We start from the raw sequence: 15,578 nt of genomic DNA on the forward strand, positions 1-15,578 counted from the left end.
ACAATTTATATATCTAAATTGCTATTATCATCTTTTATTTCGTTTTCTCTTTCTTTAGCTTCTAACATAAATTTAGCGTAAATCATTATCTTTTCTAGTTCATCTTTCTTCGCATTATAATCTGTGATATAACGTTCTTTTCTTCCTGGACTCATATATTTATTTTTTTCATTTCGTTTATTGTTTCTATATTTAAGATTTTTTCTTTTCCTTTTAGCTCATGTATGAGTTTTAAATTTATAGCTATACCGATGCTCCATAGGGTTAAACCGATAATGAAAGAAAGTAATAGATATACTGAGAGAGAATTATTAATGAACATGAAATAGAGAAAATAAATAATTGAGATTACCCACAAAAATGGATTGTAGTATTTTTGTATATTTTTATATTTTTGTATTTTTATTTCGTGTTGCTTTTTTCTCATTTCAAGAGTCTCTAACATGTATAATCTCCTTTTAAATAGTTTACAAAGGTCCATTTGCTAAATGCTCGTTTTTCATACGTTACCTTACTATGCTAGTACGCCACAATTTCGCCTAACAACGTATTAAATTTAATTATGGCCTAATCACTTTAACAATAGCAAACACCAGAAATAATCAAATAAACTTAAAACTATTACATGCAACGAGACCCCTGTATACTGACTAAATATTTCAGTGAATTTGTTATAAGTGACTTCGAATTTATTCTTAAAAATAAGTAAAATTACAGAACTAATTAAACATATAATTGCGCCGGTTAATCTTATGATGTCGGGAGTATAAAGCTGGTTAGTTTTTAACCATAAGACAATACTCATCACTATGACAGTTGTAGAAAAGATGAAGATAGACATGATAAGAGATAAAATTCCGATAGTCACAGCATCTTCATTTTAAAGTAATAGTTCTTATACATCAATATCAAAAAATTTATATATAAATTTATAGAAATCAATTAAGGTTATTATATAACTATGAATAAGTTAAAGGGTGTTCAATATGACTAAAAAGAAACAGTTTGAATTACCTCCACATTCACTTCGTTTAGAAGTGGGGGATTCCTTACGGTTAGAAGCCTTATCGCTTCATTCTTTAAATTAATACTTGCGTTAATATCCCTATCATGATGTGTACGATAAGAAGGGCAGTCCTATTTACGTAGATTCAGATTTTTAACATTTATATAAAATAAAATTTGCTTAATTGTAAATAAAGCCTATGTATATGTGAAAGAAGAGCCGTCCTGTCGGGCGGCTCTTCTCATTTTAATATTTAATTTTGCTATTCAAATAGTTTATCCATTAAATCTTGGACTTCACGTCTTTTTTTATCTGTTTCGTTCTTATCGATTGTATACTTATCATCCTCAATAATAAGAACGTCACCTTCTTTTGCAGTAGAAGGGAGTTTAGATTTAGGTACATCAATTGTGGAGTTATTAATTTCAATAACTGCTAGTTCTCCTTCAAAACGGTCAATAATACCTCTTTTCATAATTATCTCTCCGTTCTTACAGAAACATTCGAACCATCGCTGTTAACAACTACTGTTCCATTTAAATCAGTTCTATAGACCTTAACAGACATTGCAGATAACTTAGCTAAAGTTTCTTGTGTTGGATGTCCATATCGGTTACCTGCACCGGCACTGATTACAGCAATGCTTGGCTTAACTGCATCTAAAAATGGTTGAGAAGAAGAAGTCTTACTTCCATGATGACCAGGTTTTAATACATCAGATTTTAGGTTAGAACCATGCGCTGCAACCATATCTTTTTCACTTTTTGTCTCAGCGTCGCCAGTAAATAAGAATGATTTGCTACCATGCGTTACTTTTAACACAGCACTCCATTCGTTTAAGTCGTCACCATATTCTTTAACAGGAGCAAAGAATTGTGAGTCTAAACCATTGATTGGTAAAGTTACACCAGTTTTTGCTTCTTTAATTGTTAATCCTTTGTTAGCTACTGCAGTTAAAAAGTCTTTATACGTTTGTGTCGTATGACTTACTTTAGGAGCGTAAACATTTTTTACATTCATAGAATAAAGGACCTCATCTAATCCGCCTACATGATCGGCATCAGGATGAGTAGCAATCATATAATCAATTGTGTTGAATCCCAATCCTTTTAGATAATTCGCCACTACTTTACCTTTTCCATTGTTACCTGCGTCAATGAGGATTGTTTCTCCACTTGGTGACTTAATAAATGTAGCATCACCTTGTCCCACATCAATATAATGAACCTCTAAGTTACCCTGAGGCTTAGGAAGAGAAGGACGGAAACTTGGTTCTAATACACGAGCCAAGAATGCAGCGAATTGTTCACGAGTTACTTTTACGTCTGGACCAAATGTACCGTCAGGTAATCCAGCAGTAATATTGTTTTGAGCTAGCGTTTTGATGTATTGGTAACCCCAATGAGTAGATGGAACATCAGGGAAATTGACGTCCGCACCTGTAGGCTTCAAATCAAAAGTTTTAACAAGAACTACTGCCATTTCTGCACGAGATAATGAGCGGTCAGGGAAGTAGTTTTTCTCACGTTGTACAATGTTATTATGTGCTAACTTATGTACAGAATCATAGTAATAGATACCTTTGGTTACATCAGAAAAGATATGATTATAGCTAGATGGTTTTTCTAATTTTAACGATAAATCTAGCATTAATGCCATTTGTCCGCGAGTTACATTGTCACTTGGCTTAAAATGTCCTTCTGGAGTACCATTAATAATGCCTTTTTCTGATAAATAGTTAATCTCTTTAATTGCCCAATGGCCAGCTTGGACATCCGGGAAAGATTTAGCACTTGCAAGATTAGGGATGAACAATGATAAAACCATTACAAATGCTGTTAGTAACAAGCTTAACTTCTTCAAGAATATCGCCTCACTTTATATGTTTTTTAACCTACTTAACTTTAGCATTTCTTACCAATATTTCAAAGTTTAATAGGATAATATAGAGGGTTCTGGTGCAAAAACTTCAAAATATCTAAAAAAAGTCTTTCAGACTTGGACATACTGATACTATTACTCTAAAAAAGGATGTGATTGGTATGGAAAAGAAAAATCTATTCAAGTGGAAACATTATCAACCGGATGTTATATTATTAACCGTGAGATGGTACCTACAGTACAACCTCAGTTTTCGTGATTTAGTCGAAATGATGGAAGAACGCGGGCTATCCCTGACTCATACAACTATCATGCGATCGGTTCATCAATATGGTCCCGAATTAGATAAGCGAGTACGACTTCATCTTAAGTCAACCAATGATTCTTGGCGAGTCGATGAGAAGTATGTGAAAGTCAAAGGTCAATGGATGTACCTATATCGTGCTGTTGATTCAAAAGGATATACAACTGATTTTCATCTAAGCAAAACAAGAGATCATAGGGCTGCAAAGCGTTTTTTCAAGAAAGCTTTGCAGTCTTTTCATGTTTCAAAGCCCCGTGTGATTACAGTGGAAAAAACCCCGGCCTATCCTATAGCGACTGAAGAGTTGAAGACAGAGAAAAAGATGCCTGTGGGCATCCAAATAAGGCAGGTGAAATACCTTAATAACATTGTAGAGCAAGATCATCGTTTTATTAAAAAGAGAGTTCGTTCAATGCTAGGATTGAAATCTTTTCGTACAGCTAAATCTATTCTTTCAGGAATAGAAGCGATGCATATCATTAAAAAAGGCCAACTTATTTTACGGGACAAGTCTGTCCAAAATGAAGTGAAGTTTATTCATCAACTATTCGGAATGGCTGCATAAGAATAGATTCCATTAGGAATCTATATACCTCTTTCAAATAAATACAATCTTTGCACCAGAACCAAATATAGAATAGCTTCACACAAAAAAACTAGAGAAAAGTTCTCTAGTTTTTTTCTACTACTGTGTAAGTAGTAGGACAAGTTAATATATACGTTACCAAGATTTTACATATTTTGCAATGCTTTTTTAAAAAGAAAAATAGAGGCAGTAAACTCAATAAATAACAGAACGATTAACATTAACTTAGTTAGTAGATAATACACCTACTTCATTTTTAATTATGTTAAACTCACGGCCAACCTTCTCGAAAATATTTAGTATTTCATCAATTTGCTCATCCGTGTGCGTAGCCATAAATGATGTGCGAAGTAATTCGCTTCCTTCCGGTACTGCTGGAGAAATAACTGGATTTGTAAATAAACCGTTTTGCATTAAGCCCTGCCAAAATGAAAATGCTTTTGTAGTATCACCTATAATGATCGGTATAATTGGTGTTTCTGTTTCACCTATGTTGAAACCTAATCTTGTTAATTCACCACACACTTTTTGGGTAGTTTGAGACAATCTATCGCGTCTTTCTGGCTCACTTTCTATGATATCCAATGCTTTTATTGTGGCAGCTACACTTGAAGGAGTCATACTCGCGCTAAAAATCATGCTTCTTCCCTGGTGCTGAATGTAATCAATAACATCGGCATCACCAGCAACAAATCCTCCTAAACTACCAAATGATTTACTAAACGTACCAGTAATCAGGTCAATATCAGGCTCGACATCAAAATGCTCACATGTACCACGGCCATTTTTTCCAAGAACCCCAATTCCATGTGCATCATCAACTAACACTCGTGCACCATATTTCTTTTTCAATTCTACTATTTCCTTGAGTTTTGCTAAATCGCCTTCCATACTGAAAACACCGTCAACGATAATTAGTTTCCCTACGTTTTCCGGGCAACTTTTAAGTTGTTTTTCAAGGTCTTCCATATCATTATGGCGGAAACGTTTCATTTTTCCGTATCCTAGACGTATACCATCTACAATAGAAGCGTGAACTGTTCGGTCAATAATTGCGATATCATGTCGTCCTAAGAGAGGGGAAATCGCACCTAAATTTGTCTGAAATCCTGTTGAAAATACCAATGCTCTATCTTTATGTAAAAATCTTGCTAACCGTTCCTCTAGTTCTTCATGAATAGATAAAGTTCCGTTTAAAAACCTTGAACCAGATGAAGAAGTTCCAAACTTTGCGGCTGCTTCCGCAGAAGCTTCTATTAAACGTACATCGTTAGATAGACCTAAATAATCATTAGAACCGACCATCAACATTTTATTGGAATCCACAACTATCTCTGTTCCGAATTTATTTTGTATCTTTTTGAAATAAGGATACATATTATTTTCTCGTAATCCCTTAACAAAATCCCAATCATAACACTTTTTAAATATGTCCATTGTTTTCCTCCAAATATCCCTGATATCATTTATTTTATAATTGCTAATTCCAATTTCCTTAAGCACAATAAAAACTAAGTTATAAGGCTATTATTCTATAAATAATTTTTATGTTCGGTCTTTTTTGTTTCGCCCTTCAAAAATCTTAATGCAATGCTGTAACATACCAAAATAGCACTTAGAATATAAAGAGCTGTTGATACATTAAACATATCTGCAAAAAAGCCACCGAATATTGGACCAATCATCATTCCGACAGAGTACGCAACATTGAAAACGGCAAATGCAGTAGCATATGCTCCCCCTCCTAAGCGATCAACAGAATTCGCTAGTTCTGGAAGTGTAGGTGTCAAAACCAAACCAGCCGCTGCCCCTAAAAAGAACAATATAACTCCTTCTAATACCAATGAATTTGGAATCGTTACTAAAGGTAAGAATGCAGCCAGAATGATTAAACCAATCATCATAATAGAAAAAGTCCCACTTTTATCTGATAACCAACCGGCAATTGGACTTGCCAATCCATATGCAAGAGTTGTAATCCCGAACAGAAAACCTATATGTACAGTATTTGCGCCTAGATGTTCCATAAGATAAATAGGCAATGTTGGTTCTAGAATGCTTATTGCGGATGACCCAAGTAAAACAACTCCAAAGATTTTTAACACTTCAAAGTCCTTAAATATTTTCAGGATGTCTATACTACTTGCTTCTTTATCTTTCGGTGGATCTTCTAATAAAAACATCCTTGCTAAACCATCTAATAACGCAATACCGGCTGCAAGTAGAAAAGGTAGTTGATATCCTCCCCATTCATATAACAATCCACCAACAGGCGCCCCTAAAAGTGTTCCAGCTGACATGAAAGTAATAACGGTCCCTAAAGCCTTACCTCTTTTATTTGCTGGGTATAGGTCGGTAATAAGGGCTAAGCCAGCAGTCCATGTGGCAGCGGCGGCAATCCCCTGTAATAGCCTTGCTAGAATTAATATGTACATATTACTTGCGAAAGCGAACATTAAAGTGCTTGCTATTAGTACTACCATTCCCCAAAGCATTGAGCCACGTCTTCCGAACTTGTCAGATACTACACCTAAAATCGGGGTAAAAACTATAAAAGTAAAAGCATAGCAACTTATTAAAATCCCAACAGTAGTCTGAGAAGCTCCAAATTTCGTAACATATAAAGGGACGATAGGAACCACTAAACTATATAGCAACATATCGATAAATACAGCCATAGAAATTACAAGTAATCCAGTTAGCGGATTTTTTTTCAGACTTTGAAATCTTGTCACTCAGTATTATCCTCCTTTCCGTTTAGATTCCGGAAATGATTGACGATTTTAACTCGTCTGAAAATTATGATATGACAATATGGTACCTTCTGTCAAATACTTCTAATTATTTTATCTAAAAATTAGGATATGACTCTATGTCATTTTGTGCTAAATAATTCTGATTAATTGCCACTTTCTATTAACATCTTAGTAAATTTTGCAACCTTATCCTGAGAAACTCCGCTTAATTTTATTTATATAATTTGTATATCATGTACATAAAATATAACTTGACGAAATTTTTTCTCAGTGATAGCATGAATTCTGGGTTTGTAAATTCCGTTTTTTTACAAATGACATCTCATTAGGTCACTCTAGTATTGTTGGTAGGTAGCCGTTTTAATTACTAATTAACTATTTACGGAGGGAAATTCATGTTAAACAAAGTCAAATTAGCAGCACGAGTAGCATGGTTTAAAGTTTCGAATCAATATGCAGATAGCTCCAAAGATTACGATAAAGCTAGTGATGATTATGATTCTTTCTTTTCTAGTACAATGGGAATACATTCACTAGGTTTACTAAACAAAATGAATATACAACCTGGACAACACGTATTAGAACTAGCTTGTGGAACTGGTTTTATTACTGCGGAGGTAGCCAATCGTCTAAATGGTGAAGGTACAATTTCAACTGTCGATCAATCTGCTGGTATGCTAGACGTTGCACGGAAAAAAATATCTAAATATTCTGGATTGAAATTCACTATGCACCAAGGAGATATGGTGGAATTTTTAAAACAAATCCCTAGCTCAAGCATTGATACGGTGGTGTGCGGTTGGGCTATTTGCTATACAAATCCAGCTATTTTTCTCAAAGAGGTCCATCGTGTTCTAAAATCTAATGGCCAAGTTGGAATAATAGAAACAAGATGTGATTCAGAAGAAATTCTTATGAAAGCATTTGAACGGGTTCTTAGTAATGACCCTACATATTTAAAACGTTACATCAGTATTAACTTGCCACCGAATTCTCTTACCCTACAAAAATGGTTTAATAAAGGGAATTTAAATACAATTGATCGCTGGGAAGGGGAACAAATCCTGCCTTGTAAAGATGCAGAAGATGCGATGGAATGGGTTTTTCGTTCTGGTGCCGCAGCTGGCTTCTTAGATGTACTCGATAGAGATAGAGAAGAAGAAATATTACATAAAATTAAAGAACAAATAAATCTACTTATTCAACAGGGCAATGAATTTAAATTAAGCCATACATTTGTTGCTGGGGTGGCATCTAAAGGTAGTAGTATATGAAAGGCGGAAGACGAGTAAATGGGCAATGAGAAGCTCCATTATATAAACAACTTAAAAGCATTTCTTGCTGTTTTAGTTGTCTTATTTCATACGAGTAGTGCCTACGGGGGAGCTGGAGGATGGTATTATATAGAACCGTCGGATGATACCATTTCCACATCTGTCCTTACTCTAATAAACGCTCTATGCCAAAGCTTTTTTATGGGCCTTTTCTTTTTTATCGCAGCATATTTTTCACCTAGGTCTTTTGACGACAAAGGCTTTTTCAATTTTTTGAGAGATAGAGTTCCTAAACTACTTATCCCTGCTTTTGTTTATTTCTTTGTTTTAAACCCCTTGAGTATCAACCTTGTAAAGAAACAAAGTTATCTCTCGTCATTAGGCTTTTATAATTTATGGTTTGTTATGGCGTTATTCTACTTTACTGTAATGTATGCCATTATAAGAAAAACTACGGCAATAAAAATACCACAGATTAGTTTCCCAAGCATAAAGAAAATATTCGTCTTTATTATATTTATGGGTATCTGTAACTTTGTTGTTCGATTACTGTTTCCAACTGATCGACTATACATACATGACTTCACACTTGGATATTTTCCTCAGTACATCGTATTATTTATAATCGGAATCATTGCATACAGAAATAATTGGCTGAATCAAATAAACGAAAGAGCTGCTTCCATCTATTTTAGAATTTCAATAGTTTCTTTCTTAACAATGCCTATTGTATTCTTTTTAGATGGGGATCGCATAAATTACTTTTTCGGCGGAGTTACTATAGAATCGCTATATTATTCTTTTTGGGAAGCATTTACTTTTGTAGGCATAATTTTAAAACTATTAGTTCTGTTCAAGAAGAAATTAAACTACACGACTCCCCTTCTTAGTAAAATTAGCCGTTCTAGTTATTCTATATATATAATTCAGGGCCCTATTATTGTTGGTTTGCAACTTATGTTTAGTTCATTTGAATTGAATGTTATTTTAAAAACAATATTAGTAACAATATTAACCTTTGTTTTATCACTAGGAATAAGCATGTTATTGCTTCGGATTCCTAGAATAAACAAAATAATATAATTCACATCCTAGATAAGGCACACTTTATACTAAATTTGTATAGGAGGAACGAATGAAATATTTAAAACCGTTTTTCTTCGTAACTGATATTGGGTTTATTATTTATTGGCTAGTTACTATTTTCCACCTTATACCGGAGAGTTGGGCGTTTAAGGATTATGATAATCCAATCATCGTGGCATGGAATTGGTCGTTTTTCCCTCTGGATATATTAATCTCTATTACTGGCCTTACCAGCATATACCTATATAACAAAAAACGTTCTTCTTGGAGTTCCCTTGCTTTAATATCGTTGATTTTAACATTTTGTTCTGGTTTACAAGCCATTGCATTTTGGGCTTATAACAATGATTTTGATATTACTTGGTGGGTATTTAACGGATATTTACTTATCTATCCATTGTTCTTCATTAAAACCGTTGTTGCCCCAAAAGATGATGATAATTTTGGTCGCAAAATATAGCATCTAAAATTCACTTAAAAGAAGGAGGCGCAGCTTAACATTATATAAGGGTATAGGAATAGAGGATAATTGGCCTATTAAAGAGGCTGGTTATCCTCTTTTCATATACATACTAATCTTAAAATTTAAGAGTTGATTCATAAGGATTCTGGTGCAAAAATAAAATATAGGAGAATAAAGCACATATATTCCTAACGGAATCGTATCTTATGCTGCAAGTCCAAACAATTGATGGATGAATTCTTTCTGATTTTGGACAGACTGGTCCCGTAAATCAAGCTGCTCTTTTTTAATCATATGCATGGCTTCTACTCCAGAAAGAATGGATGTAGCTGTGTCAAAACATTTGAACCCTAGCATAGAACAAGATCATCGCTTCTTTATAAAGCGATGATCTTGTTCTACTATGTTATTCAAGTACTTTTGTTGTCTAAGTTGCATACCATCAGGTATGCTTTTTTCTTTTTTTAACTGTTCAACTGCTATAGGATAAGCCGGGTTCTTATCGACTGTTATAACACGTGGCTTTGAAACATGAAAAGACCGCAAAGCTTTCTTGAAAAAGCGCTTTGCAGCCTTTTGGTCTCTTGTTTTGTTTAGGAAAAAATCAATTGTGTTTTCTTTCGAATCAACAGCACGATACAGATACATCCATTGACCTTTTACTTTGATATATGTTTCATCGACTCTCCAAGAGTCATTTGTTTGTTTGAGGTGACGGCGGATTCGTTTGTCCAATTCAGGACCATACTGATGAAACCAACGCATAATCGTTGTATGAGAAATGGATAAACCCCGTTCTTCTAGCATTTCCACCAAATCACGCACCCTTTTTAAAGTAATAGTAACAGTATGTCCAAGATTTATAGATTCCTTGCAATTGTCCTTAAGTTTTTGCACCAGAACCGGAGTGCGAAACAAGGAAGAAGCTGTCCACAAGGCTCTAGAAATTGGAATTATTGAATAAAAAAATGTTTTTTTGTTTCTTTACAGCAAGGGAAAATGTAGTTACAAGATACAATAAAGGATAAACTTACGAATTTAATTGAGTATCATTTTTGATAGATAATTTTTTAAAAATAGGGTTACTACATATTGAATGTAGTAACCCTATTGTTTTCTATATTAGAAATTAAACATCTTTATTATTGCTATATGGAAGACAGTTCCAGGTCTTTTCATCTGATAATTATTTATTTCTAATTCGAAATAAATATCTCTTAATTTCTCCACCTGCAGAACTATTTTCACGTGAGGATTTCTCTAAGCCCAATGCCACCTAATTCAATAGCTGTCTCTAAACTTATCTACTCAATTCGTATATCATATTAGTATTATATCCCCCTTTCTATCTAAGATGTAAAAAGATATGAAACTGGATACTTTTCAGACAAGAAAATGGGTACTAAATAAACTGTCTCCGTTGATAATTCAGCATTTCACACTATAAAGTAAGCTCATTCTTTCATTTTTAAAAGACTTAAATTCTATAACATACGCTTTAAAACCTTTAATACCTAGAACAAGGACTATAATTATAGACATTATACTATATCGTATTTATGTTTTTATAAAATAAAAAATAGGTGAATTGTACTCCCTGTTTGGGTATACATCCACCTATTTTTTTAATTTAATTAGCATGGCCTAGTATTTGTATGATTTTATCAGCTTTGGAGTTTTGAATATGATAGTACATCTCTAACCCTTTTCTTTCAGCTTTCAGCGCTTTCCCTTTCATTTTGGATAAATGTTGCGATACTGTTGATTGTGGAATATCCAAAATATTAGTTAATTGTGTTACATTTAATTTCTTGCTCTTAGCCAATTCACTAACAATTTGTAGACGTATTGGATGAGCCATAACTTTTAATAGTTCAACGTTTTCTTCAGAAACTAAACCTTGTACATTATCATTATTAAATTTGTTCATAATACAACCTCGCATTCAATTTATATTTTATTCGAATTTTTTAATGTATATTCCTAATATTATTATATTAAAATTCTTTGTTCGTTTAAATATAAGTTAATTATATAATTTCAACTTGTGCTATGTGCGAAGTTAATATGTGTTTGTCGTGAAATTTTTTAGATGTGTTTAGTAATTAAAAAAGCTACAAAGAAATTTTATTTCTTTGTAGCTTTGAATTAATGAATTATGCAGTATAAAAATACTAGTGCCATCAATATACCCATTTACACTTTAGATAAACTAGCTTAGGATATCAAAGGTATTTATTCCCTGAATAAAATTCATCTAGAGTTTAATCTTTGGGAACCGTATTATAATTTATAAGGATTATTTTTTGTTGAATTTTTTAATTCGTTTTCAAGGGAAAGCTTAAGGCTTTTTCTTGTCAATGGATATGATCTTATGAAAAGTTAACAAAGATAACAATGTAATTTTCGCCAATTTCCTTTACACAACGTTGAAAGAATTTATATCAAGACGCGTGTATTTCTTCCTGCACCTTGTTTGAACCAGCACATTAGACGGAGGGGAAGGTTCCATTGTACTGGCTCAAACAAAGAGCCGAAGCTCCTTGCTCTCGTTTTGGTCATTAATAAGAATCGTGAGTAATTACTAATGAGCGAGATCACGTATACAACGTTGTACCAGAAACGCGATGTTCATTCAATCAAGAACAACCAACCCATTTCCATTTTCAAGAACCGACATAACAGAGTAATAGACTTATATTCATTATCAACCCAGAGGACGCATTCCGAGCTGAATAGTAAATATAAATCATTTCGGGAAGCTCTTATTCCCTCTAACCTCAGCATCACCGAGTAACGTTATTATAATGGGAACGCTATCCCCAAAACGTATTCTTTTTCCAAAGAACTGTTTATAGGAATAGCTTATAATTTTCATGTTTTTATTTAGTCCCCCAAAAAATTCGCGTTTTGTTCGCCATTTTTAAATGATTCCAAGCGCTGTAGCAATCAATTTAACGGTACTCTGCTTCTTCTCATAGAAGTATGTTTTCTTGAGTAGTAGATCGTGATAAACATCTGAATCCTTCACTCTCTCATTTGTCAGGAACTTCCGCTCAACAATATTACGCTCATCTTCATCTAATAAATTGTTAAGAGCCTTTTCAACCTGCTGCACCTTCCATTTACTCGTATTCCTTGAATCACGTAGTTCCGGAAACAAGCTGATTCCTTCCTGTTCCACTTCATTACTGAATCGCATCTTGAGTGCTCTGTATTCCTTTAATACGCTCACTACTTCCTTCTGTACTTTTTTATCATCGATAACTGGTAATAAAGTTAATTGTCTCTCCACGAAGGAATCGCCCTGTTTCTGTATTTTATTTTCTTATATTCACATCAGGTACGTGAAATTTTAATATCTCTTTATTGAATAAGAGAACCATGCATAGCGAGCAGCCCCCACCATCCAGCCTCTATGGTTCCATTATCCATTAAGCCTTTAATAATTTTCGTTTCTTGTTAGCCATCTTCTCTTTCACTGCTTCAATGTTATTCATTACTTTCTTATGGTCCTGATCAAATTGAATCATGCCATCAATCATAACTGGAGTTACTACTTCATCAATGTATTGTAAATAATCAACTGGTGCTCGTTCTGTCTGATCTACTAAATACCCGTAAATATCAAAGTCCGCTCTTGGTATAGACTTCTTACCTTTTGGCTGTTGCGACATCCTTACATAAGATTGAATGACTGATAGCGGTACTGCGAATACTGACTTGTCCTTGCTAATCCCAATAAGGAAGAAACAAATCGCTCCCATCTTCTCTGCTTTCTCCAGATAATCCAATTGATGCTGCGCAATGTTCTTTAAATCAAATCGTGTAGCATTCTCTGTAGACTTCGCTTCAAATGCAATAGCCCGTCCCTTATACACGCCATCATAGTCTACTGTACTCTTAGCTTCATAGAATCCATTTAGTACACGGCCACCTTTACTCTTTAACACCTTCACAGGAGTCGGACGCTTGTTTATAAGTGCCACTCCCCCTCTTTGATACATTTCATTCGCCAGATTGATAAGCATTTCAAATGCCATTCCGCGGTTTCCTAGTCCCATTGTTATTCCTCGCTTTCTATTTAAAGGATTATTTTGTTTAAATTTTGCTTAATTCTCACCAATAATTATCTAAAAATTAAAAAATCGTTATATAATGAATTTAATTTGAAATTAGGAGTGGTTAAAATTCCAGATACAATAAGACTCGTTCTTTTCATCCTTATAGCAATTAGTGCTGTTTTCTCTTTAATAAAAGAGTTTAAAAAACCTGAGAAAAAAGCACTTTGGATTACAATTGAATTTTTAGTTCTTTTCTGGGCGATATGGGTAATAGTGAATATCATAATCTAATTTATAGATTATGAGTTCCTCCCTGAATAAAACTTAATATTTTGTCAATAATATAGATAGGCGATGGCCATAACTCATTTAATGAAGTCCCTAACTTTTCTCCTTTCCCCCTTTTGGAGAACCAGCCGAGCAGTTAGTTTTTGCTAGCTGCTCTTTTATTTATGAAAAAAGATAAAATCCTTTATAATGATTCTTCTTTATTTCTCAATATAAGGAGCCTTGGATTTTCGTTAATAATCTTGTAGTGTATGAACAAAGAGTAAGGTAAGAGTTACTCTTTGCCATTTTAGGAAAGGTCCTGTTGGAGACAACGGGGCCTTTTTTCATATAGAAATAGTTTTGTTTAATTTTTCACCATTAACCACAAAAACATCTTATAATCGTTATATGCTAAATTAACCAATGGATTAGGAGTAGATCAAATGCCAGTTACACTAGAACTTATTCTTTTCATTCTTATAGCAATTAGTGCTGTTGGCTATTTAATAAAAGAATTTCAAAAAACTAGGAAAAGAACACTTGGAATTTCAATAGAATTTTTGGTTCTTTTCTGGTCAATATGGAGAATATCGGCTATCATAATCTAATTTGTAAAATATAATCTCCCTTGATTAAAATTCAATATTCCGTCAATACTGTAGACACATGGTTATCCTTTCTCTGTTTTCCTTATATGAGCAGTTAGCTTTTGTTAGCTGCTCTTATTTTCTGTAATTGGTTACATTCATCTGATTTTTTTAACGTAATATTACGTTAAAATATAAAAGAATAAAATATATTGAGCTGTTATACCATTACCCTAGGAAACTAGGTTTTTTATTTCTACCAAATGAAATTTTTATACTAATTACTTTCATCTCTCATAATCCAATTCAACTTCATAAGTACGTGGTCCAGGATACCTATTTGATTATTAACACCATCGCGATATTCCTCACTATGGATTCTCGAAAAGCCATTTTGGATCCGTTTTAAACCTGATTTTCTACGTTCTAAATTAGTAATAAGCTGTTTAACTTCTTCAGATTTCAAACTGCACATCCTTTTCCACCAAATAGCGTTTTTGTTTAGTTCTACCACACCAAGACATATAGACAACTATATATTTGGGTGTTAAAATGTTATTGCGATTCCCATATGGTTTCACATACGACTTTTTCTCTGTTTATGGGGCTCTTACATAATTGTAAGAGCTATTTTTTTATTCAAATTTTGATTTTTTTCACTTTTTCGATACATTTATGAAACATTTATATGTTACGTTATACAAGTCCTTTTTTGAATCATATTCATTCTGTCAAAAAGCCCTAGTCCCCTCTAGGGCTTTTTACGTTTAAATAAAGAGGTATACCAGATTTCTCAATGTGCAATATTACTTAACATGTAAAAAAAGATTTGGATAGGAGTTCAATACATATTATTAAAATTAGGATGGTTCAAGTTGGAGGAAGGCACCTTTGGGTGTCTTTTTTATGGAGAATCCGTTTAAAAATTAAAAATAAAAGAACCTCAATAAATGAGGTTCAAAAAATTTACTATTTTAAATTACCTTCGTAAAAAGCAACTCCATTTTGAACATGTTTTAAATACCACGTAATCGTCCCGCCACAAACATTTTCATTAAAACTATTAGCATATACTCCATTTGAGTAATAAAGAGTTCTTTTGAATTTACCATTAGAATACTCATAAGGAATTGAGCATGTTGCTTGCTTCGGAGAGCTCACAGATTGTTGCGTATCAGCTGAAGCTGCTCCAATTCCTCCTGTTAATGCAATACCAGTTGCTAATGTTCCTACTACTAATTTCTTGAACATAATAAATCCCCCTTTAATAGTTTTTATAGCTTACAACTTAAATGTATCAT

The 15,578-nt window shown here is 33.5% G+C and carries 13 protein-coding genes and 2 pseudogenes; 4 read left to right on the forward strand and 11 right to left on the reverse strand.

What is annotated here, in order from left to right; translation table 11 throughout:
* Positions 1-5: 5 nt before the first annotated feature.
* From JFU23_RS28490 to JFU23_RS28500, 3 genes and pseudogenes are all read right to left on the reverse strand, one after another.
* Positions 6-445 (reverse strand): annotated as a pseudogene (locus JFU23_RS28490) (hypothetical protein).
* Between the two features lie 823 nt (positions 446-1,268).
* Entirely contained in the window at positions 1,269-1,481 is a 213-nt protein-coding gene (locus JFU23_RS28495) for a DUF3006 domain-containing protein (RefSeq protein ID WP_088030770.1), read from the reverse strand.
* Positions 1,482-1,483: 2 nt separating this feature from the next.
* Positions 1,484-2,869 carry an S-layer homology domain-containing protein gene (locus JFU23_RS28500; RefSeq protein WP_201033365.1) on the reverse strand — a complete coding sequence of 462 codons (1,386 nt, stop codon included), beginning with the start codon at positions 2,867-2,869 and terminating at the stop codon, positions 1,484-1,486.
* A 179-nt stretch (positions 2,870-3,048) separates the two neighbouring features.
* Here JFU23_RS28500 and JFU23_RS28505 point away from each other — a divergent pair, with 179 nt between their 5' ends.
* Positions 3,049-3,756 carry an IS6 family transposase gene (locus tag JFU23_RS28505; protein WP_201033366.1) on the forward strand — a complete coding sequence of 236 codons (708 nt, stop codon included), beginning with the start codon at positions 3,049-3,051 and terminating at the stop codon, positions 3,754-3,756.
* 246 nt (positions 3,757-4,002) lie between these two features.
* Here the strand turns inward: JFU23_RS28505 and JFU23_RS28510 are convergent, their stop codons facing one another.
* Both JFU23_RS28510 and JFU23_RS28515 read right to left on the reverse strand, forming a co-directional pair.
* On the reverse strand, positions 4,003-5,214 hold the full coding sequence (locus JFU23_RS28510; RefSeq protein WP_201033367.1) for an aminotransferase class I/II-fold pyridoxal phosphate-dependent enzyme: 1,212 nt from the start codon (positions 5,212-5,214) through the stop codon (positions 4,003-4,005).
* Between the two features lie 95 nt (positions 5,215-5,309).
* Positions 5,310-6,512, reverse strand: coding sequence for an MFS transporter (locus tag JFU23_RS28515; RefSeq protein WP_201033368.1), 1,203 nt, complete (start codon positions 6,510-6,512; stop codon positions 5,310-5,312).
* A 416-nt stretch (positions 6,513-6,928) separates the two neighbouring features.
* Between JFU23_RS28515 and JFU23_RS28520 the strand changes: the two genes are divergently transcribed.
* From JFU23_RS28520 to JFU23_RS28530, 3 genes are read left to right on the forward strand one after another with little or no spacing between them, the layout of a single operon-like run.
* The gene (locus JFU23_RS28520) at positions 6,929-7,807 is read left to right on the forward strand and encodes a class I SAM-dependent methyltransferase (RefSeq protein ID WP_201033369.1); all 879 of its coding nucleotides are present in this window, start codon (positions 6,929-6,931) and stop codon (positions 7,805-7,807) included.
* A gap of 18 nt (positions 7,808-7,825) precedes the next feature.
* Positions 7,826-8,890 carry an acyltransferase family protein gene (locus JFU23_RS28525; RefSeq protein WP_201033370.1) on the forward strand — a complete coding sequence of 355 codons (1,065 nt, stop codon included), beginning with the start codon at positions 7,826-7,828 and terminating at the stop codon, positions 8,888-8,890.
* 52 nt (positions 8,891-8,942) lie between these two features.
* The gene (locus tag JFU23_RS28530; RefSeq protein WP_201033371.1) at positions 8,943-9,353 is read left to right on the forward strand and encodes a YvaD family protein; all 411 of its coding nucleotides are present in this window, start codon (positions 8,943-8,945) and stop codon (positions 9,351-9,353) included.
* Between the two features lie 207 nt (positions 9,354-9,560).
* Here the strand turns inward: JFU23_RS28530 and JFU23_RS28535 are convergent.
* The 6 genes and pseudogenes from JFU23_RS28535 to JFU23_RS28560 all read right to left on the reverse strand — a co-directional run.
* Positions 9,561-10,178: pseudogene (locus tag JFU23_RS28535) on the reverse strand (IS6 family transposase); the annotation flags it as partial.
* A gap of 808 nt (positions 10,179-10,986) precedes the next feature.
* Positions 10,987-11,286: an ArsR/SmtB family transcription factor gene (locus JFU23_RS28540; RefSeq protein ID WP_085313165.1), complete on the reverse strand. Its 300-nt coding sequence runs from the start codon at positions 11,284-11,286 to the stop codon at positions 10,987-10,989.
* 993 nt (positions 11,287-12,279) lie between these two features.
* Positions 12,280-12,651, reverse strand: a complete 372-nt coding sequence (locus tag JFU23_RS28545; RefSeq protein ID WP_201033372.1) for an ArpU family phage packaging/lysis transcriptional regulator — start codon at positions 12,649-12,651, stop codon at positions 12,280-12,282.
* Positions 12,652-12,790: 139 nt separating this feature from the next.
* Positions 12,791-13,420, reverse strand: coding sequence for a Holliday junction resolvase RecU (locus JFU23_RS28550; RefSeq protein WP_201033373.1), 630 nt, complete (start codon positions 13,418-13,420; stop codon positions 12,791-12,793).
* 1,134 nt (positions 13,421-14,554) lie between these two features.
* Positions 14,555-14,752 (reverse strand): hypothetical protein, encoded by a 198-nt coding sequence (locus JFU23_RS28555; protein WP_201033374.1) that lies wholly within the window; start codon positions 14,750-14,752, stop codon positions 14,555-14,557.
* Between the two features lie 494 nt (positions 14,753-15,246).
* Complete coding sequence (locus JFU23_RS28560) at positions 15,247-15,528, reverse strand: LCI fold-containing protein (protein WP_088037994.1); 282 nt, start codon at positions 15,526-15,528, stop codon at positions 15,247-15,249.
* Between the last annotated feature and the right edge of the window lie 50 nt (positions 15,529-15,578).

This window comes from Bacillus sp. TH50 (genome assembly GCF_016650565.1).
In the GTDB taxonomy this organism is placed as follows: Bacteria; Bacillota; Bacilli; order Bacillales; family Bacillaceae_G; genus Bacillus_A; species Bacillus_A mycoides.

Bases quoted from the DNA above. Each gene is read 5' to 3' on its own strand.
- JFU23_RS28495 (WP_088030770.1), bottom strand. From the start codon at position 1,481: ATGAAAAGAGGTATTATTGACCGTTTTGAAGGAGAACTAGCAGTTATT.
- JFU23_RS28520 (WP_201033369.1), top strand. From the start codon at position 6,929: ATGTTAAACAAAGTCAAATTAGCAGCACGAGTAGCATGGTTTAAAGTT.
- JFU23_RS28560 (WP_088037994.1), bottom strand. From the start codon at position 15,528: ATGTTCAAGAAATTAGTAGTAGGAACATTAGCAACTGGTATTGCATTA.
- JFU23_RS28555 (WP_201033374.1), bottom strand. From the start codon at position 14,752: ATGTGCAGTTTGAAATCTGAAGAAGTTAAACAGCTTATTACTAATTTA.
- JFU23_RS28525 (WP_201033370.1), top strand. From the start codon at position 7,826: ATGGGCAATGAGAAGCTCCATTATATAAACAACTTAAAAGCATTTCTT.
- JFU23_RS28550 (WP_201033373.1), bottom strand. From the start codon at position 13,420: ATGGGACTAGGAAACCGCGGAATGGCATTTGAAATGCTTATCAATCTG.
- JFU23_RS28530 (WP_201033371.1), top strand. From the start codon at position 8,943: ATGAAATATTTAAAACCGTTTTTCTTCGTAACTGATATTGGGTTTATT.
- JFU23_RS28505 (WP_201033366.1), top strand. From the start codon at position 3,049: ATGGAAAAGAAAAATCTATTCAAGTGGAAACATTATCAACCGGATGTT.
- JFU23_RS28540 (WP_085313165.1), bottom strand. From the start codon at position 11,286: ATGAACAAATTTAATAATGATAATGTACAAGGTTTAGTTTCTGAAGAA.
- JFU23_RS28510 (WP_201033367.1), bottom strand. From the start codon at position 5,214: ATGGACATATTTAAAAAGTGTTATGATTGGGATTTTGTTAAGGGATTA.